General features: G+C 60.1%; 19 protein-coding genes. 11 read left to right on the top strand and 8 right to left on the bottom strand.

The window, feature by feature from the left end:
• Positions 1–18: 18 nt before the first annotated feature.
• Together PspCFBP13509_RS02990 and yaaA are read right to left on the bottom strand one after the other, a co-directional pair.
• On the bottom strand, positions 19–1,335 hold the full coding sequence (locus PspCFBP13509_RS02990; RefSeq protein WP_065924229.1) for a nucleotide sugar dehydrogenase: 1,317 nt from the start codon (positions 1,333–1,335) through the stop codon (positions 19–21).
• A gap of 887 nt (positions 1,336–2,222) precedes the next feature.
• Positions 2,223–3,002, bottom strand: coding sequence for a peroxide stress protein YaaA (gene yaaA, locus PspCFBP13509_RS02985; RefSeq protein WP_065924228.1), 780 nt, complete (start codon positions 3,000–3,002; stop codon positions 2,223–2,225).
• A 120-nt stretch (positions 3,003–3,122) separates the two neighbouring features.
• Between yaaA and PspCFBP13509_RS02980 the strand changes: the two genes are divergently transcribed.
• The 5 genes from PspCFBP13509_RS02980 (at position 3,123) to moaE (ending at position 7,250) form a co-directional block, all read left to right on the top strand.
• A complete protein-coding gene (locus PspCFBP13509_RS02980; RefSeq protein ID WP_137211538.1) occupies positions 3,123–4,247 on the top strand; it encodes a polysaccharide deacetylase family protein in 1,125 nt (374 codons plus the stop codon).
• Between the two features lie 347 nt (positions 4,248–4,594).
• On the top strand, positions 4,595–5,989 hold the full coding sequence (locus PspCFBP13509_RS02975) for a PhoH family protein (protein WP_005785025.1): 1,395 nt from the start codon (positions 4,595–4,597) through the stop codon (positions 5,987–5,989).
• A gap of 96 nt (positions 5,990–6,085) precedes the next feature.
• The gene (gene moaC / locus PspCFBP13509_RS02970; RefSeq protein ID WP_027604721.1) at positions 6,086–6,559 is read left to right on the top strand and encodes a cyclic pyranopterin monophosphate synthase MoaC; all 474 of its coding nucleotides are present in this window, start codon (positions 6,086–6,088) and stop codon (positions 6,557–6,559) included.
• Entirely contained in the window at positions 6,556–6,798 is a 243-nt protein-coding gene (gene moaD / locus PspCFBP13509_RS02965; RefSeq protein ID WP_065938595.1) for a molybdopterin converting factor subunit 1, read from the top strand. Before moaC ends, moaD begins: the two co-directional genes overlap by 4 nt.
• A 2-nt stretch (positions 6,799–6,800) precedes the next feature.
• The gene (moaE, locus tag PspCFBP13509_RS02960; protein WP_065924226.1) at positions 6,801–7,250 is read left to right on the top strand and encodes a molybdopterin synthase catalytic subunit MoaE; all 450 of its coding nucleotides are present in this window, start codon (positions 6,801–6,803) and stop codon (positions 7,248–7,250) included.
• Between the two features lie 130 nt (positions 7,251–7,380).
• Here moaE and rhlB read toward each other — a convergent pair whose 3' ends face one another.
• The gene (gene rhlB, locus PspCFBP13509_RS02955) at positions 7,381–8,844 is read right to left on the bottom strand and encodes an ATP-dependent RNA helicase RhlB (RefSeq protein ID WP_137211537.1); all 1,464 of its coding nucleotides are present in this window, start codon (positions 8,842–8,844) and stop codon (positions 7,381–7,383) included.
• Between the two features lie 95 nt (positions 8,845–8,939).
• Complete coding sequence (locus tag PspCFBP13509_RS02950; RefSeq protein WP_027604717.1) at positions 8,940–9,596, bottom strand: alpha/beta hydrolase; 657 nt, start codon at positions 9,594–9,596, stop codon at positions 8,940–8,942.
• A gap of 345 nt (positions 9,597–9,941) precedes the next feature.
• Here PspCFBP13509_RS02950 and PspCFBP13509_RS02945 point away from each other — a divergent pair, with 345 nt between their 5' ends.
• The 4 genes from PspCFBP13509_RS02945 to PspCFBP13509_RS02930 all read left to right on the top strand — a co-directional run bounded on the left by PspCFBP13509_RS02945 (position 9,942) and on the right by PspCFBP13509_RS02930 (position 14,111).
• Positions 9,942–10,973 carry an amino acid ABC transporter substrate-binding protein gene (locus PspCFBP13509_RS02945; protein WP_065875000.1) on the top strand — a complete coding sequence of 344 codons (1,032 nt, stop codon included), beginning with the start codon at positions 9,942–9,944 and terminating at the stop codon, positions 10,971–10,973.
• A 72-nt stretch (positions 10,974–11,045) separates the two neighbouring features.
• Positions 11,046–12,227 (top strand): amino acid ABC transporter permease, encoded by a 1,182-nt coding sequence (locus tag PspCFBP13509_RS02940; RefSeq protein WP_137211536.1) that lies wholly within the window; start codon positions 11,046–11,048, stop codon positions 12,225–12,227.
• A gap of 10 nt (positions 12,228–12,237) precedes the next feature.
• Positions 12,238–13,335 (top strand): amino acid ABC transporter permease, encoded by a 1,098-nt coding sequence (locus PspCFBP13509_RS02935; protein WP_027604714.1) that lies wholly within the window; start codon positions 12,238–12,240, stop codon positions 13,333–13,335.
• Between the two features lie 11 nt (positions 13,336–13,346).
• Positions 13,347–14,111 (top strand): amino acid ABC transporter ATP-binding protein, encoded by a 765-nt coding sequence (locus PspCFBP13509_RS02930; protein WP_003171943.1) that lies wholly within the window; start codon positions 13,347–13,349, stop codon positions 14,109–14,111.
• A 49-nt stretch (positions 14,112–14,160) separates the two neighbouring features.
• On the opposite strand, the gene PspCFBP13509_RS02925 is transcribed toward PspCFBP13509_RS02930, so the two are convergent.
• Positions 14,161–14,655 (bottom strand): type II toxin-antitoxin system MqsA family antitoxin, encoded by a 495-nt coding sequence (locus PspCFBP13509_RS02925; RefSeq protein ID WP_137211535.1) that lies wholly within the window; start codon positions 14,653–14,655, stop codon positions 14,161–14,163.
• Positions 14,652–14,963 carry a type II toxin-antitoxin system MqsR family toxin gene (locus PspCFBP13509_RS02920; RefSeq protein WP_137211534.1) on the bottom strand — a complete coding sequence of 104 codons (312 nt, stop codon included), beginning with the start codon at positions 14,961–14,963 and terminating at the stop codon, positions 14,652–14,654. Before PspCFBP13509_RS02920 ends, PspCFBP13509_RS02925 begins: the two co-directional genes overlap by 4 nt.
• A gap of 159 nt (positions 14,964–15,122) precedes the next feature.
• Between PspCFBP13509_RS02920 and PspCFBP13509_RS02915 the strand changes: the two genes are divergently transcribed.
• Together PspCFBP13509_RS02915 and PspCFBP13509_RS02910 are read left to right on the top strand one after the other, a co-directional pair.
• Positions 15,123–15,782 (top strand): FadR/GntR family transcriptional regulator, encoded by a 660-nt coding sequence (locus tag PspCFBP13509_RS02915; RefSeq protein ID WP_027604711.1) that lies wholly within the window; start codon positions 15,123–15,125, stop codon positions 15,780–15,782.
• Positions 15,772–17,037: a CynX/NimT family MFS transporter gene (locus PspCFBP13509_RS02910; protein ID WP_074843971.1), complete on the top strand. Its 1,266-nt coding sequence runs from the start codon at positions 15,772–15,774 to the stop codon at positions 17,035–17,037. The genes PspCFBP13509_RS02915 and PspCFBP13509_RS02910 overlap by 11 nt, the downstream gene beginning before the upstream one ends.
• Here the strand turns inward: PspCFBP13509_RS02910 and PspCFBP13509_RS02905 are convergent.
• Positions 17,034–17,684, bottom strand: a complete 651-nt coding sequence (locus PspCFBP13509_RS02905; RefSeq protein ID WP_074843973.1) for a DUF1120 domain-containing protein — start codon at positions 17,682–17,684, stop codon at positions 17,034–17,036. The genes PspCFBP13509_RS02910 and PspCFBP13509_RS02905 overlap by 4 nt on opposite strands.
• A gap of 17 nt (positions 17,685–17,701) precedes the next feature.
• Positions 17,702–18,838, bottom strand: coding sequence for a DUF1120 domain-containing protein (locus PspCFBP13509_RS02900; protein WP_137211533.1), 1,137 nt, complete (start codon positions 18,836–18,838; stop codon positions 17,702–17,704).
• Between the last annotated feature and the right edge of the window lie 8 nt (positions 18,839–18,846).

The raw sequence follows: 18,846 nt of genomic DNA, 5'->3' as shown, positions 1-18,846 counted from the left end.
CGAAACTTACCGTTGCTGTTACCAGCAAATGCCTTCGGTACGGCCTGTCGTACTGGTGGCCTTGGACATGAAGCCCACCAGGTCGATCACTTGCTTGCCGTGCGGTGCGTTCTGCGCCAGGGCACGGAACTTCTCGTCGCGGTTGCCGAGGATGATCACGTCGGAGTTGTTGATCACATCATCGAAGTCCGAGTTGAGCAGTGACGACACGTGGGGGATCTTGCCTTCGATGTAGTCCTTGTTCGCACCGTGGACACGGGCGTACTCGACGTTGCTGTCGTAGATGCTCAGGTCGTAACCCTTGCCGATCAGCATTTCCGCCAGCTCGACCAGTGGGCTTTCGCGCAGGTCGTCGGTACCGGCCTTGAAGCTCAGGCCCAGCAGGGCGACTTTGCGTTTGTCGTGGCCGGCGACGATGTCGAAGGCGTTCTGCACCTGGGATTCGTTGCTGCGCATCAGCGAGTTGAGCAGCGGCGCTTCCACGTCCAGGGAGCCGGCGCGGTAGGTCAGGGCGCGCACGTCTTTAGGCAGGCAGGAGCCGCCGAACGCGAAGCCTGGGCGCATGTAGTACTGGGACAGGTTGAGGGTCTTGTCCTGGCAGACCACTTCCATCACTTCGCGACCGTCGACGCCGACCGCCTTGGCGATGTTGCCGATCTCGTTGGCGAAGGTGACCTTGGTGGCGTGCCACACGTTGCAGGTGTACTTGATCATCTCGGCTACGGCGATGTCCTTGCGGATGATCGGTGCGTCGAGTTCTTCGTACAGTGACTGCAGGACATCGCCGGAGGCTTTGTCGAATTCGCCGATGACGGTCATCGGTGGCAGGTCGTAGTCGGCGATGGCGGTGGATTCGCGCAGGAATTCCGGGTTGACCGCAACACCGAAGTCGACGCCGGCTTTCTTGCCGGAGCAGTCTTCGAGGATTGGGATCACCACGTTGGCGACGGTGCCCGGCAACACGGTGCTGCGTACCACGATGGTGTGGCGGGTGGTCTTGTCACGCAGGACAAAACCGATCTCGCGGCATACCGATTCGATGTAGTTGAGTTCCAGGTCGCCGTTCTTCTTGCTCGGCGTACCGACGCAAATCATCGACAGGTCAGTATCACGGATGGCTTCGGCGAAGTTGGTGGTGCCGCGCAGTCGACCGTTTGCGATGCCCTGGCTCAACAGTTCGCCCAGACCCGGCTCGACGATCGGCGATTTGCCGGCGTTGATCAGGTCGATCTTTTCCTTGGAGATGTCTACGCCGACCACTTCGTGGCCACGGGCAGACAGGCAACCGGCACACACTGCGCCAACGTAACCCAAACCAAATATGCTGATGCGCATCGCAATTACCTCTGTATTTAAATCATGCCATTAGATGGCCGGAGTTCATGTTTGCAAACGTCACAAATGCCGCGAAAGTTGGGCGAATAGACGCCGACTTGCCGCGTGCAGGCATGTTGAATAACGAGTGACTAACTATTGCACTCAAGTTGTGCGCAACTTGGCCTTGTTATTGGGGCCTGCCCTGAAATGCAGCCAGCCTTCCTGGGAGAAGGGCCTGACGCCAGTGCCGCAGGGCCTTGATAGAGGCTGTAAGCCTTTACATATCAATGCCTTGGGTTGTCTCACTGACCCATTAGGGTAAGCACAGCCTTGGCCTTATAGTTCGTGGCAATGGATCCTTATCGCCGCTCTCAACTAATCGGTTGGTAATGTGACCACTGAGTCAAAGTTGAATATGACAACTTCGCTACTTCCGTTGGTCCGCCTTGTAAGTCATCTCCTACAGAAACAGAGAATTTCGTTACCGGTGGTATGAGCGGCGCTTCAGGACGAAGTTCCTGGCCGCTCATCCTGTTTCCCGAAATTTCTTGAAATATAGGTAAAGATGGCACTGGTACTATATTGATAGCACTTGCTATTTGGGCCAGTAGTTACGGGTAGTTGGCGCGAAGGGATAGTTTTGTGCCACTAGTGTTTTAAAAAAGTGGTGCCACTACGAAAAAAAATCGCAAATGTCGAGTGAAAGAAATGTTAGGGATGTGTCGGGATATTTTTTGACGTCAAATAAATGACGATTCTTGGCGTGAAGCGCGGATAAAAATGTGGGAGGGGGCTTGCCCCGATGGCAGTGCATCAGTCGATAGATTCGTGACTGAACCACCGCAATCGGGGGCAAGCCCCCTCTCACATTTGGATTTCATTGTCTGAAAGAGGCGGGTACGGCCTTATTCCGGTGCACGATCGCGCAGGAACACCAGATTGTCCGGCTTGGACTGCTCCGCATTGAAGCGGTAACCCTGCACATCGAACTGCTTGAGCCTGGTCGGATCGTTGATGCGCTCTTCGATCACGAAGCGGCTCATCATGCCCCGGGCCTTTTTCGCGTAAAAGCTGATGATCTTGTACTGGCCGTTCTTCAGGTCCTTGAACTCGGTGTTGATGATCCGCGCGTTCAGGGCTGTGCGCTTGACCGCCGAGAAGTACTCGTTGGAGGCCAGGTTGAGCAGTACGTCGTCGCCTTGTTCGGCCAGGGCTTCGTTCAGCCACTCACTGATGCGCGTGCCCCAGAAGGCGTACAGGTCCTTGCCACGGGCGTTGGCGAGTTTGGTACCCATCTCCAGGCGATACGGCATCATCAGGTCCAGGGGGCGCAGCAGGCCGTACAGGCCCGAGAGCATGCGCAGGTGGTCCTGGGCGTAGCTGAAGTCGGCATCGCTGAAGGTCTCGGCGTTGAGGCCGGTGTACACGTCGCCCTTGAACGCCAGCAAGGCCTGCTTGGCATTCTCCGGGGTGAAGGCCGGGTTCCAGCTGCCGAAGCGGGCGGCATTGAGGCCACCGATCTTGTCGGACACGTGCATCAATTCGCTGATCTGCGCCGGGCTCAGTTCGCGCAGTTGCTCGATCAGCGCCTGGGAATGGTCCAGGTACTGTGGCTGGGTAAAGCGCTGGGTCACCGCTGGGGTCTCGAAATCGAGGGTCTTGGCGGGGGAAATCACCATCAGCATGAAGTCGTCTCCTGTAAATCGTGCGGGGATTCTAGGGGCTGGGGCGATTTGACTCCACCTATGATGGCGATAGACGCGATCCGCTATGATGGCCGGTGACTCTGGAGAGGGAGACCCTGTGTGCGAATAGCGCTTTTGTTGTCGGCGTGCCTGCTGTGCCTGAATGCCCAGGCGGCGCCGGTGGATGTAGCCAGCCTGGACCGTGGCACCTGGCCGGAAAAACTCAGCAGCCCGGCGCTGTTCGATGTGGCCTCGCGTGCGGAAATCCTGATGTTCGCCCACAGCCTGCTGGCCAGTGAATCCCAGGATGAAACCGCACTCAAGCAGCGCCTGGGCTTGAAGATCATCAACCTGGCGGCCATCGACGACCTGCGCCGCGAGCTGTGGCAGCGCCTGCTGGAGAACTACACGTTCGCCCAGCAGAGCTGCGAAGTCGACGCCTCGTTCTGCTACCTGGTGGAGAGCATGGACGACCTGCGGGAGCAGGCCGGCAAGCTGGCGATCAGCGAAGACTCTTTCTATATAGGCTGGGCTGCACCCAGCCATGCCTTCCATGAGCGTTATCTGGACGAACTGCTGCGCAAGGCCGCGCTGTTTCCGCAGATCAGCAGCGAAGTCGCGCGCTTTGGCGACCATGAACGCAACGGCGACGAGTTCAACGACCGCCTGTTCCTGCTGACCTTCGACGGCGGTCCGGCACCGGTCAGCGGCAATACCGACTGGCTCGCCGACTACCTGCGCAAGCAGAAGATGAACGCCACCTTCTTTGTCCTCGGCAGCAGCCTGCAAACCCGTGTGGAGCGCAGTTCCGCCGCTGAGGTGGAGGCGTTGTACCAGGGCCAGTGCGTCGGCACCCAGGGCTGGCAGTACCGTTCCCACAGCCATTGGGTGGACTGGCAGAGTTCCATCACCCGCAGCGCGCAGTTGGTGCAGAACCTGATGCCGGAAAACTACGTGCCGCTGTTCCGCCCGCCTTACGGGCAGCGGCGCGCGGACAGCCAGGGGTTCTTCCAGTCCCAGGGCTTGCAGGTGGCGTTATGGGACATCGATTCCCAGGACGAGCCGGGCAAGCTCAAGGCCGATGAGTCGGCGCAACGGGTGCTGACGTTGATGCTGTTGTGGCGCAAAGGCGTGATTGTGTTTCACGACACCCAGGACAAGGCGCGGGTAGCACTGCCGATGTTGCTGCAGGCAACGGCGCAGAGTGGGCTGGGTTGGCAGGACTGCCGGGAGGCGTTTCGTTAAAAGGATGAAGTGCCCGGCCCTGTTGGGTGCGAGGCATTTTTACGCTGATTTTGTGCGACATTTCGATGCAGGCGGACTTCCGACTTTAACGGTGCATGGGGCACTCGGCTAGTGCTATTCGTCATCCTGAAAAATAAACTTCAAAAAAGCGTCAAAGTGCTTTTTCCTGTCATGGGTTTTGCGGTATTACGAAGTCAGATCGCCGAAACCTGCAACACAGGTGGCGTCTTCCAAGACTCCTCATGTGGGCACTGCGCTTGACGTCACTCAGGTGCAGTCGGTGGTCGAATCGAGGCGCAGCACTGTTGTGGTATTGCGTCGACTGGCTCCCACAAAGGTGACCGAGTATGGATGATCATGGACGTAACCCTTCTTCCGACCAGCCAATCCTTTATGTGCTTGATACCAATGTACTGATCCACGATCCAAACGCACTGCTTAACTTCGAAGAACACCACGTCGCCATCCCGATGATCGTGCTTGAGGAGCTCGACAAACTCAAAAGTGGGCACCACAGCGTGGCTGCCGAATGCCGCCAGGCCATCCGCCTGATCGACAAGACCCTGGGCGAAGCGTCACCCGAGGACGTTGAGGTCGGCGTGCCGATCCAGCGCGGCAAAAGCGGGCCCAAGGGCTTGCTGTCGATCCTGATGAGCAAGCGCAGCGAGCCCAACAGCCTGCTGCCCGAAAACCTGAACGACAACAAAATCATCAACCAATTGATCGACCTGCACGCTCGCGACAAGGACCTGCGCGTGGTGCTGGTGACCAAAGACATCAATATGCGCCTCAAGGCACGAGCGTGTGGGATCGCTGCCGAGGACTACAGTACCGACCAACTGGTCGACGACGTGTCGATGCTGTCCCGTGGTTATCACATGATGACCGGCTCGTTCTGGGACCGTGTCAGCAAGGTCGAAACCCGTCAGGACCATGGCCGTACCTGGCACCAGGTACAACTGATCGACAATCTGCCGGCCGTGCATATCAATGAATTCATCGTCGACGAACAGGGCTTCGTGGGCTGGATCAAAGAGATCCAGGTCGACAAGCTGCTGATCCTCGACCTGCATCAGGAACCCCTGTTGCACCAGGAAGCCTGGGGCCTGAAACCGCGTGACATTTACCAGAGCCTGGCGCTGTATGCGCTGCTCGACCCGGACATCCACCTGGTCAACCTGACGGGCGCTGCCGGTTCCGGTAAAACCATCCTTGCCCTGGCTGCCGCCATCGAGCAGACCATGGTGACCAAGCGCTATCGCCGCATCATCGCCACTCGCTCCGTGCAGGGCCTGGACCAGGAAATCGGCTTTTTGCCCGGTACCGAGGCGGAAAAAATGGAGCCGTGGCTGGGGGCGATCACCGACAACCTCGAAGCCTTGCACATGGATGACGAAAACACCCATGGCAGCGTCGACTACATCCTCAGCAAAGTGCCGTTGCAGTTCAAATCCCTCAACTACATCCGAGGTCGCAGCTTCCAGCAGAGCCTGATTTTGATCGATGAATGCCAGAACCTGACCCCGCACCAGATGAAAACCATCATCACCCGTGCCGGCGCCGGTTCCAAAGTGGTGTGCCTGGGTAACCTGGCACAGATCGACACTCCTTACCTGTCCGCGACCAGCTCCGGGCTGACCTACCTGACGGAACGCTTCAAGGACTTCCCGAACGGCGTGCATATCGCGCTGCAAGGGGTGCCTCGCTCGATTCTGGCTGAATACGCAGAGTCGCATCTCTGAGTAGCAAGCTTTAAGCTACAAGCTGCAAGTGCGTCCTGTGAGCTTTTCACTTGCCGCTTGCAGCTTGTAGCTTTTTTGCTGCCTCAAGGAGGCCTCGTGCTAACTCATCTCGATTCCCAAGGTCGCGCCCATATGGTCGACGTCACCGACAAGTCCGTGACGTTCCGGGAGGCGGTGGCCGAAGCGCGGGTGCGCATGCTGCCCGAGACCCTGCAAATGATTGTCGACGGCGCCCATCCCAAGGGCGACGTGTTTGCCGTGGCCCGCATCGCCGGGATCCAGGCGGCGAAAAAAACCAGTGATTTGATCCCCCTGTGTCACCCGCTGATGTTGACCGGTGTCAAGGTCGAACTGAGTGCCGATGGCGCAGACTCGGTGCACATCGTCGCACGCTGCAAGCTGTCCGGGCAGACCGGCGTAGAGATGGAAGCGTTGACGGCGGCCAGCGTCGCGGCGCTGACGATCTACGACATGTGCAAGGCCGTGGATCGCGGCATGACCATCGAAAACATTCGCCTGCTGGAAAAGCTTGGCGGTAAGAGCGGGCATTTCAAGGCGGATGGACAATGAGCATCAACGTACTGTTTTTCGCGCGTTACAGCGAAAAAATAGGCCTGGATTCACTTGAGATGGAAGGCGACTTCGCCACGGTCGATGCCGTGCGCCAGGCGTTGGCCGCTGATCCGGGCTTTGAAGTACTCAACGAAACCAGCTTGATGTGTGCTCGCAACCAAGAGTTGTGCGCTCTCGACGAGCCGTTGCAGGCCGGTGATGAAGTCGCGTTCTTCCCGCCCGTGACCGGAGGCTGAACATGGCCATTCGTGTACAGGTCGAACCGTTTGACCCCGGTGCCGAGGTCAACGCGATGCACGCGGCGAATGTGGGCGTGGGCGCGGTGGTGAGTTTTGTCGGCTATGTGCGCGACTTCAACGAGGGGCGCGAGGTGTCTGGCATGTTCCTCGAACACTATCCGGGCATGACTGAAAAAGCCTTGGCCAAGATCGCCGTCGAAGCCGAGCAACGCTGGCCGCTGCTCAAGCTCGAAGTGCTGCATCGTATCGGTGCGCTCGAGCCTGGCGAGCCGATAGTGTTCGTGGCCGCCGCCAGTGCCCATCGCCAGGCCGCGTTCGATGCCTGTGCGTTTGTGATGGATTACCTGAAAACCCGTGCGCCGTTCTGGAAGAAGGAAAATACCAGCGAAGGCGCGCGCTGGGTGGAAGGGCGAGACAGCGACCACGCTGCAGCGGATCGCTGGAAATAGCCAGCCGAACACAGAACCAAATGTGGGAGGGGGCTTGCATCCCGATGGCAGGGTGTCAGTCACTTTATCTGTGACTGACCCACTGCCATCGGGAGCAAGCCCCCTCCCACATTTTTTATCGCATTTCAGCTTACGGGCGTTTGCGTTCTACAGCCCGCAGCAAGTGCGTCGGCGGTGTCTCGCAACTGATCTTGCGCCCCAGCAACGTCTCGATCGACGGCAACTGATACGAGTCATCCTCCCCGGCAAAGCTGATCGACACGCCCGCAGCCCCCGCTCGGCCGGTACGGCCGATGCGGTGCACGTAGTCGTCCGGCACTTCCGGCAGGGTGAAGTTGATCACGTGGCTGATGCCGTCGATGTGAATCCCGCGCCCGGCCACGTCGGTGGCCACCAGCACGCGGATCTTGCCTTCGCGGAAGCCTTCCAGGGTCTTGATGCGCTTGTGTTGCGGCACATCGCCGGACAGCTGCGCGGCATTCACGCCATCGCGCACCAGGCGTTCTTCGATGCGGCGCACCTCGTCCTTGCGGTTGGCGAACACCATCACGCGTTCCCAGCCGTTGTCGTTGACCAGGTTGTAGAGCAGCTTGTACTTGTCGGCACCGGCCACGGCATAGATGTGCTGTTCGACGTTTTCGCTGGCGACGTTCAGCGCTTCGATCTCGACGATCGACGGCTCGGTCGTCCACTGCTTGGCGAGGTTCATCACGTCTTCGGTAAAGGTCGCGGAGAACAGCAGGGTCTGACGCTCGGCCTTTGGCGGGGTCTGGCGAATGATCTGACGCACTTGTGGGATGAAACCCATGTCGAGCATGCGGTCGGCTTCGTCCAGCACCATCACTTCGACCATGTCCAGGTGCACGTCGCCGCGCTGGTTGAAGTCCAGCAGGCGGCCGGGGGTCGCCACCAGGATGTCGCAGTGGCGGGCTTCGAGGTGCTTGAGCTGCTTGTCGAAGTCCATGCCGCCGACGAACGTCATGACGTTGAGACCGGTGTACTTGGTCAGGTCGGCGGCGTCCTTGGCGATCTGCACCACCAGTTCACGGGTAGGCGCGATGATCAGCGCACGCGGTTCACCCATGTAGCGTTCTTTCGGCGGCGGCGTTTGCAGCAGCTGGGTGATGATCGAGATCAGGAACGCGGCGGTCTTGCCGGTACCGGTCTGGGCACGGCCGATGGCGTCTTTGCCGGCGAGGGTAAAGCCCAATACCTGCGCCTGGATCGGCGTGCAGTACGGGAACCCCAGGTCCTGGATGGCGTGCATCAGTTCCGGGGCCAGGTCAAAATCGTGGAAGCGGGTCTTGCCTTCCTGGGGCTCGACGACGAAGTCTTCGAGTTTCCACGGGATCACCGGCGGTTTGGGCGCGCGTTCCCGGCGAGGCTTGGGGGCGGGTGCGGCTTGCGTCTCGAGTTTTGCCTGTTCGGGCGGTGTCACCGTCGGCGTCTTCGGCTGGGCGACAGGTGCAGTCCGGCCTGGCTGTTGACCGTCATTGCGGCTGCCGGAGGTGGGGACAGGAGCACTGGGAACAGGCGCGAGCGGCTCAGCCTCGCTTTTGCCGAACATCTTCTTGAGTGCTTTGAGCACGGTGATCTCATTAATTGGTTAAGGAATGTACGCCGGCCAGTGTAATGCAAGAATCGGGCGCGGCGTAGTGCGTCTGTCATACGGCTACATAAACTTGGGGTTCAGCCCAGGCGAGCGGTCAACCAAGTCCCTATATCGTGTATCTCCTGGGGTAACACTTCGTGGCCCATTGGGTATTCCTGCCATGTCACGGTGACACCACGGGTTTTCAGATGCTCGTAGGCGCTGCGGCCCATGGCGTTCTGTACCACCTCGTCGTACTGGCCATGCAGGCATAGCGTTGGAATGCGTTGTTGGCTGGCCGACAATTCAAGCTCATCGCTGAAGGTGGGCGCGTAGGTGGAGAGGGCGATGACGCCGCCCAATGGCCCCTCCCAATTCAGGAACGCGGTGTGGAATACCACGGCGCCACCTTGGGAAAAGCCCGCGAGGAAAATCCGCGAAGCGTCTATTCCGGTTCTCTTCTGTGCTTCGATCAGATCGGTCAGCATTTTTGCCGACACTTCCAGCTCTTCCAGGCTGATCGAGCGGGCCGGGCTCATGGCCTTGATGTCGTACCAGCTGGGCATCTCGTAGCCACCATTGATCGTCACCGGACGGGTCGGTGCCTGGGGCAATACAAAGCGGGTGGACAGCAAGCTTTCCTGCAGCGCCTCGGCCACCGGCAGGAAGTCGTAGCGATCGGCACCCAGGCCATGCAACCAGATTACGCAGGCGTCTGCGGGCTTGGCGGGCTGAAGAATCAAGGGTTCGGTCATGTCTGCTCCATATATGTGCGTGCGCTCCGATTGGGTGCGTCGTAACGGTGCGCGACAGGTTGATCTGTTAAGAGAATGTCGCAAGGTTGAATCTTTTTCCATTGACGAGGGGCTGAAACGACTCAGCCGCCACTCTGGTACGCGCCTTGCTATGTGTAGGTCGATGTCAGAACTTTCCTGGGACGGTAACACTATCAGTGACTGCCGCTTTCAGGATAGCCGCTGGAATTACCGCGAAAGCCTCATGCCGCTTGACCCCAAAAAAAGCCAACACGGGTCGATATCGCCTCATAAGGGTGCGCTGAGGTTGGAGCTTCGACACAACAAGAGCAACTGGAGGTTTGAATGAAGGTATTGAAATCCACCCTGGCCATCGTTAGCGCGGCGGCTGTACTGGGTGTCAGTGGTTTCGCCCAGGCTGGCGCCACTCTGGACGCCGTGCAGAAGAAAGGCTTTGTGCAATGTGGCGTGAGTGACGGCTTGCCGGGCTTCTCGGTACCGGATGCCAGCGGCAAGATCCTCGGGATCGATGCTGACGTTTGCCGCGCCGTGGCCGCTGCCGTTTTCGGCGACGCCACCAAGGTCAAATTCAGCCAGTTGAACGCCAAGGAGCGTTTCACCGCGCTTCAATCCGGCGAAGTCGACATCCTGTCGCGCAACACCACCATGACCAGCTCCCGCGATGCGGGCATGGGCCTGAAATTCCCGGGCTTCATCACTTACTACGACGGCATCGGCTTCCTGGTTAACAACAAGCTGGGCGTCAAAAGTGCCAAGGAACTGGACGGTGCAACCATCTGCATCCAGGCCGGTACCACCACTGAGCTGAACGTCTCCGACTACTTCCGTGGCAACAACCTCAAATACACCCCGATCACCTTCGACACCTCCGATGAAAGCGCCAAGTCGCTGGAATCCGGTCGTTGCGACGTACTGACCTCCGACAAGTCCCAACTGTTCGCCCAGCGCAGCAAGCTGGCCGCGCCGAAGGACTACGTGGTTCTGCCGGAAACCATTTCCAAGGAACCGCTGGGCCCGGTCGTGCGTAACGGCGATGACGAGTGGCTGGCCATCGTGCGCTGGGTGGGCTACGCCATGCTCAACGCTGAAGAAGCCGGCATCACGTCCAAAAACGTTGAAGCTGAAGCCAAGTCCACCAAGAACCCGGACGTTGCGCGTCTGCTCGGTGCTGACGGCGAATACGGCAAAGACCTGAAAGTGAAGAAGGATTGGGTCGTACAGATCGTCAAGCAAGTCGGTAACTACGGTGAAGTGTTCGAGCGCAACCTGGGCAAGAGCACCCCGCTGGAAATCGACCGTGGCCTGAACGCGCTGTGGAACGCCGGCGGCATTCAATACGCACCCCCTGTGCGCTGATCGCTGATGGTTCTGTCACCCGGTGGGCCAACCGCCGGGTGATGTTCTGTTCCATTCTTTCCGGGGCACTTCATGCAAAATCAAATCGGCGCACCAAAGCAGAAGCTCAGCTTCAGCGATCCCAAAGTGCGTGCGTGGCTCTTCCAGATCATCACGATTGTGGCGGTGATCTCGCTGGGCTGGTACCTCTTCGACAATACCCAGACCAACCTTCAGCACCGGGGCATTACCTCTGGTTTCGACTTTCTTGAGCGCAGTGCCGGCTTCGGCATCGCGCAGCATTTGATCGACTACACCGAATCGGACAGTTATGCCCGCGTCTTTGTGATCGGGCTGCTCAACACTTTGCTGGTGACCTTTATCGGGGTGATCCTGGCGACCCTGCTGGGCTTCATCATCGGCGTGGCGCGCCTGTCACCGAACTGGATGATCAACAAGCTGGCGACCGTGTATGTGGAAGTGTTCCGCAACATTCCGCCGCTGCTGCAGATCCTGTTCTGGTACTTCGCGGTGTTCCTGACCATGCCGGGACCGCGCAACAGCCATAACTTCGGTGACACCTTCTTTGTCAGCAGCCGTGGCCTGAACATGCCGGCAGCGCTGGCCGCTGACGGGTTCTGGCCGTTTGTGGCCAGTATCGTGGTTGCCATCGTGGCCATCGTGCTGATGGCGCGTTGGGCCAACAAGCATTTTGAAGCGACCGGCGTACCCTTCCATAAGTTCTGGGCGGGCCTGGCGCTGTTTATCGTGATCCCGGCGCTGTGTGCCTTGATCTTCGGCGCGCCGCTGCACTGGGAAATACCAAAGCTTTCAGGTTTCAACTTTGTCGGCGGTTGGGTACTGATCCCTGAACTGCTGGCGCTGACCCTGGCGCTTACCGTGTACACGGCAGCGTTTATCGCCGAGATCGTGCGTTCGGGCATCAAGTCCGTCAGCCACGGCCAGACCGAAGCTGCGCGCTCCCTGGGCCTGCGCCCTGGGCCGACGCTGCGCAAGGTCATCATCCCGCAAGCCCTGCGGGTGATCATTCCGCCGCTGACCAGCCAGTACCTGAACCTGGCGAAGAACTCGTCGCTGGCCGCCGGTATCGGTTACCCGGAAATGGTTTCGCTGTTTGCCGGCACGGTGCTCAACCAGACCGGCCAGGCCATCGAGGTTATTGCCATCACCATGAGCGTGTACCTGGCGATCAGCATCAGCATTTCCCTGCTGATGAACTGGTACAACAAGCGCATTGCGCTGATCGAGCGGTGAGGAAACGCACATGAGTTCGCATACTTTCAAACCTGATATGCCGCCGCCGAGCAAAGTCTTCGGACCGATGGCCTGGATGCGCGCCAACCTGTTCTCCAGTTGGCTCAATACCCTGCTGACGCTGTTGGCGTTCTACCTGATCTACCTGGTGGTGCCGCCGATCCTGCAGTGGGCCATCCTCGATGCCAACTGGGTCGGCACCACCCGCGCCGACTGCACCAAGGAAGGCGCGTGCTGGGTGTTTATCCAGCAGCGCTTCGGGCAGTTCATGTACGGCTATTACCCCGGCGACCTGCGCTGGCGTGTGGACCTGACCGTGTGGCTGGCCATCGTCGGCGTGGCGCCGTTGTTCATCTCGCGTTTCCCACGCAAGGCGGTCTATGGCCTGAGCTTCCTGGTGCTGTACCCGATCATCGCCTACTTCCTGCTGCACGGCGGGATCTTCGGGCTGACCAATGTGGCCACCAGCCAATGGGGCGGCCTGATGCTGACCCTGGTCATCGCCACCGTCGGCATCGCCGGCGCCTTGCCTCTGGGCATTGTGCTGGCCTTGGGGCGGCGCTCGAACATGCCGGCGATTCGTGTGGTCTGCGTGACCTTCATCGAGTTCTGGCGCGGCGTGCCGTTGATCACCGTGCTGTTCATGTCCTCGGTGATGCTGCCCTTGTTCCTGCCCGAAGGCATGGGCATCGACAAGCTGCTGCGGGCGTTGATCGGCGTGATCCTGTTCCAGTCGGCCTACGTGGCCGAAGTGGTGCGCGGTGGCTTGCAGGCGATTCCCAAAGGTCAGTACGAAGCGGCTGCGGCGATGGGCCTGGGTTACTGGCGCAGCATGGGCCTGGTGATCCTGCCGCAAGCCCTGAAGATGGTGATCCCGGGCATCGTCAACACGTTTATCGCGTTGTTCAAGGACACCAGCCTGGTGATCATCATCGGCCTGTTCGACCTGCTCAACAGCGTCAAGCAAGCCGCCGCCGACCCTAAATGGTTGGGTATGGCCACCGAAGGCTATGTGTTTGCCGCCCTGGTGTTCTGGATTTTCTGTTTTGGTATGTCGCGCTATTCCATTCATTTGGAACACAAGCTCGACACAGGCCACAAGCGTTAGGAGTTGATGTTATGAGCGAAGCGATCAAACAGCCTGTGAGCCCTGAAGGCATTATCCAGATGCAGGGCGTCAACAAGTGGTACGGCCAGTTCCATGTGTTGAAAGACATCAACCTCAACGTCAAGCAGGGCGAGCGTATCGTGCTGTGCGGCCCGTCGGGTTCGGGCAAGTCCACCACCATCCGTTGCCTCAACCGCCTGGAAGAGCACCAGCAGGGCCGCATCGTGGTCGATGGCGTGGAGCTGACCAACGACCTCAAGCAGATCGAAGCGATCCGCCGTGAAGTCGGCATGGTGTTCCAGCACTTCAATCTGTTCCCGCACCTGACCATCCTGCAGAACTGCACGCTGGCGCCGATGTGGGTGCGCAAGATGCCCAAGCGCAAGGCCGAGGAAATCGCCATGCACTACCTGGAGCGTGTGCGCATCCCGGAGCAGGCTCACAAGTTTCCGGGGCAACTGTCCGGCGGCCAGCAACAGCGCGTGGCGATTGCCCGTGCCCTGTGCATGAAGCCGAAAATCATGCTGTTCGACGAGCCGACCTCGGCCCTCGACCCGGAAATGGTCAAGGAAGTACTCGACACCATGATCGGCCTGGCCGAAGACGGCATGACCATGTTGTGCGTCACCCACGAAATGGGCTTTGCGCGCACCGTGGCCAACCGCGTGATCTTCATGGACAAGGGCGAGATCGTCGAACAGGCGGCGCCGAATGACTTCTTCGACAACCCGCAGAATGACCGGACCAAGCTGTTCTTGAGCCAGATCCTGCATTGATCGATGCCTGAAAAAATAAACCCGGCCTGGCCGGGTTTATTTTTGAGGGTTAGGACGCTTTGATTGCTTCAATGTCGTTGTTCACGGTGTAGGTGAAGGCGCCGCGCATATCCGCGCCTTCAGCCAGGACTTTCGCGTCCGCAAGCAGATGCGGGTGGCGATCCAGTAATCGCATCAGCAGCACCAAGGGCTTGGGGGCAAGAAGTTCGCCGCGTTCGTAGCGAGAGAATGCGTTGTGGCCGCCACCGGACAGCAGATCCACTGCTTCCTTTTGCGTAAGGTGCAGTTTTCGGCGGATGCGCTTCATCTCGGCGCCGATCATTTTTCGGGCGGCGAGGACTAGCTCGTCACCCGCTTGTCCATAGCGATCTGCACTATCGGTATCGGGGTCCCAAAAGCCGTCGCCGCATACGTTGCATTCCCAGCCTGCCAGATTGTCGACTCGACGTTCCATGCCTTTGACGCTGATGGTTTCGCTGCGGCCCTCGAAATAGCTCAACGCATCAGGGGCGCCACAGATGTAGCACAGCTCGGTTTTTTTCATGGTTTTTTCTCCTTGAAGGAGATCACCGGAGGCCTACCGTCTGTGCGGTAAGTGACCTTGATGTAAATCTCCATGCCTTTCGAATGAGTGTGGTACACGTCCTGCCAGACTCGATGGTCTCCATAAGTGGTCATCGACTTGTACAACATCCAGTTTTGCAACTCATAGATGACGTCCTGCATGTCCTCAAGGCTAAAGCGCAGATCCCAGCCGCATCGTTGTGCTGACTGGGTGAACGCTTTCCTCCCAAGCCGCCTGACATCCGCCTTGATCACCGCCAGATCGTAATGAGGTGTGTACTTTTCCATAAGACACCTGAGCCGAATAATTACCCTTTGAGGGTAATTTTACCAATCGAAAATACTGCTCCTTTTGCTGCCTAAGAACCGTAGTGCGTTGCCTTTGTAGGCAACTCTGAATAGGCTGTAGGAAAATTCATCCTATGATTGGACGAAAGCCTGCATCCCATGACAGACATCGCCCCCTTGATCAAACGCTCCCTGGTGGACCAGGCCCTTGAGCAATTGCGCTGGCGTATCAGCGAAGGCCGGTGGGCCATCGGCGAACGCCTGCCCACCGAGCCGGAGCTGGCCGCCGAACTGGGCATCAGCCGCAACACCGTGCGCGAGGCCATGCGCGTGCTGGCGTTTTCCGGGTTGATCGAGATCCGCCAGGGCGACGGCAGTTACCTGCGCTCCATGACCGACCCGCTGGGGGCCATGCGCGCGTTATCCCACTGCACCTTGGAGCAGGCGCAGGAGACGCGGCAGATACTGGAAGTGGAGGCCGTCGGGCTCGCGGCGGTGCGCCGTACCGAAGCCGACCTCACCGCTTTGCATGAGGCACTCAAGGCCAGCGCGGTGCTGTACCACGGTGACCTCGAGGCCTATATCAGCGCCGACCTGCTGTTCCACAAACGCCTGGTGGACGCCGCGCACAACCCGGCATTGAGCGAGCTGTACCAGTACTTTTCCGCCATCGTCGGCGCGCAGTTGCGCCAGACCCTGAACATTTCGCCGCGTCGCCAGGCGGTGTTCGACCTGCATATCGCCCTGCTCGAAGCCGTGGAACACCAGGACCCGGAACGCGCCAAATCCCTTTGCCGGCAGTTGATCAATGAACCCTGAAACCAAACGTACGAGCGAGTTGGACGAACTGTTGATCGACGCCGAGGCCGACGACGAAGTGGTGCAAAGCAGCCACCCGGTGGTGAGTCGCCCCTGGTTGCTGCTGCTGGGCCTGATTCTGGTGGCCTTGAACCTGCGTCCGGCGCTGTCGAGCGTGGCGCCATTGCTGGCCGACGTCTCCAGCAGCCTGGGGTTGTCGGCGGCCAAGGCCGGTTTGCTCACCACCCTGCCGGTGTTGTGCCTCGGCCTGTTCGCACCCACGGCGCCGATCCTGGCCCGGCGGTTTGGCGCCGAGCGGGTGGTGTTGGGGATTTTGCTGACCCTGGCCGCCGGCATCCTCCTGCGCAGCGCTTTTGGCGAAGTGGGCTTGTTCGCCGGCAGCCTGATCGCCGGTGCGAGCATCGGCATCATCGGCGTCTTGCTGCCGGGCCTGATCAAGCGTGATTTCGCCAGGCAGGCCGGTGCCATGACCGGGGTCTACACCATGGCCCTGTGCCTGGGCGCGGCGTTGGCCGCCGGTGCCACGGTGCCGCTGAGTCATTACTTCGGTGACCGCTGGACCATTGGCCTGGGCTTCTGGATTCTGCCGGCGTTGGCGGCGGCGTTGTTCTGGTTACCGCAGGTCGGCCGCAAACACGCTACCCACCAGGTCGCCTATCGAGTGAAGGGCCTGCTGCGTGATCCGTTGGCCTGGCAGGTCACCTTGTACATGGGCCTGCAATCGTCCCTGTCGTACATCGTGTTTGGCTGGCTGCCGTCGATCCTGATCGGTCGTGGCCTGAGCGCCACCGAAGCCGGGTTGGCGTTGTCCGGCTCTATCGTCATGCAATTGTTCAGTTCCCTCGCCGCACCCTGGCTCGCCACCCGTGGCAAAGACCAGCGCCTGGCGATCGTAGTGGTGATGCTGCTGACCCTCGGCGGTTTGTTCGGTTGCCTGTATGCACCGCTGGACGGCCTCTGGGGCTGGGCGATCCTGCTCGGCCTGGGCCAGGGCGGTACGTTCAGCCTGGCGCTGACCCTGATCGTGCTGCGTTCGCGCGACTCCCATGTGGCGGCCAACCTGTCGAGCATGGCCCAGGGTTTTGGCTACACCCTGGCGTCCATTGGCCCATTTGCGGTGGGCCTGGTGCACGACTGGACGGGCGGCTGGTCGGCCATCGGCTGGATTTTCGCGGTGATCGGCCTGGGCGCCATCGTTGCCGGGCTGGGGGCGGGGCGGGCGCTGTATGTGAAGGTCAGCAGCGAGAAAGTCTAGAGGTACAGCACTTCCAGGGTCGCCGAGCCGTCGAGCAAGGTGTCGCTGCTCAGGTCCAGGTTCTGCTTGGCATTGATCACCGCCTCGACCTTGACGGTGCTGGTTAACGCCTGGATCGCCGAGGGCCCGGCGGTGCTGCCTTCGGCGGTGGTGAACCCCAGGTAACTGTTGGCCCCGATATCGATAGGGTTGAGGTTGGCGGTGCGCCAGGCCAGGCCACCGGTGGTGGACTCGGTGCCGTACAGGGGTGTGGTGCTGTCTGCCTGGGTGCTACGCGGGTCGAAGCTCATGGAATAGAGGCCGATGCGATTGCCACTCTGGTCCAGCCCCAACCCGTAGTAAATCTCGCTATTGACCGTGGCCGTGCCATCGCGATTGTCACGCATGCGCAAGGCAAAGCGGCTCGGCGCGTTGCAGCCAATGCTGACTTGCAGATGTTTGATCGGCAGTCGTGTGCCTCTGTCGAGGTTCAGGTCCTGCTGGGAAATCTTGCCGTAGTCGATCAAGCCGCCAGCGGACAGCAGCGGCGTGCAGGCGACGGGCGTGATCCTGCCCTTGACGATCAGCTCCACGGTCGACGCCGCCAGTGCCGGCGCGGTCGAGGGCAGCAATAGCAGTGAAGAAAAAACCAGGCAGTACTTGTTCATTCAGCGGATTCCAGTGATTAGAGGTAGATGATTTCAAGGGTGCCGGAACCATTGATGTGCACCACCGTGCGCAGGTCCATGGACTGGGTGGGCGCCAGGTACGCCTTGATACGCACGGTGCCGGCCAGGTTCTGCAGGGCAATGGGGCCGCGGGTGTTGCCGGCGCTGTCGGTAAAACCCATGAGGCTGTGGGCGGCGATGGGAATCTGCCGCGCACTGGAGGTGCTCCAGGCCTGGCCGCTGCTGGTGGAGTCGGTGCGGTAGAGCGTGCGGTAGGCGTCGGCGGTGAAGTCTGCCGGGTCGATGTTCAGGTAGTAGCGGCCGATCTTGTTCCCGCTGTTGTCCAGGTCCAAGCCATAGGCGGTTTCATCGGTGCCGCCGGTGGCCGTGCCGGAGCGGTTGTCGTGCATCAGCAGGGCAAAGGGGGTGGGCGCGTCGCAATTGACAGAGAACTGCAAGGTGCGGGTGGGCAGTGGGTTTTCGTGGGTGGGGCTCAGATCTTTCGCCAGCAACGTGCCGTAATCCACCAGGCCACCGTTGGACAGTTGAGGTTTGCACGCGGCGGGGGCGAAGTGGGCGCGCAGATTTACTTCGCGCGCGCTATGACGGCCATGGAACGTCCCGGAGGCTTCCCAGGTGGTGGCGTCCGTGACCCGTGTGGCGGCGATATCGGCGAAGGCGCTGAAGGTCAATTGCACGGAAAAATGCTGGCCGTTGAGTAGCGTCTCGCCGTTGACCGGTGCGATGCCGTGGCCGGTGCGCCAGTTCAGCAGCGCGCCACGGGCCACCGGCGGCTGGCCGAGTGCGGAAATCAATCCCAGCTCCACGGCGGTGCCGTCCAGCACCGCGTCGCTGGCCTGGATCGCGTAGCTGCCATGCTCGGTGAACCGCAGCCGCTGCGAAGTGGCCGCCAGCGCCTGATAAAACAGGCTCATGTCGGTCGGCTGCGCGCAGCTCACATTCAGGCTGACGCGGCGCTCACCCAACGGGCGCTCAAGGGCGCTGTCCTGTTGTGCGATCCGGCTCATCAGGCCGAAATCCAGCAGTGATTCACTGAGGTTCAGTTGGCACTCGTCCTCGGCAAGGGCGTTGCTGGCGACTATCAGCAGCATCACGCTCATGGCCAGGCGGGACAGGGTAGAAGCGGTATTCATGGTGAGGG

It is taken from the genome of Pseudomonas sp. CFBP13509 (assembly GCF_005233485.1).
Classification (GTDB): Bacteria; Pseudomonadota; Gammaproteobacteria; order Pseudomonadales; family Pseudomonadaceae; genus Aquipseudomonas; species Aquipseudomonas marginalis.
The sequence above is the reverse complement of the archived record's forward strand: the minus strand, read 5'-3'. Positions and strand labels throughout refer to the sequence as shown.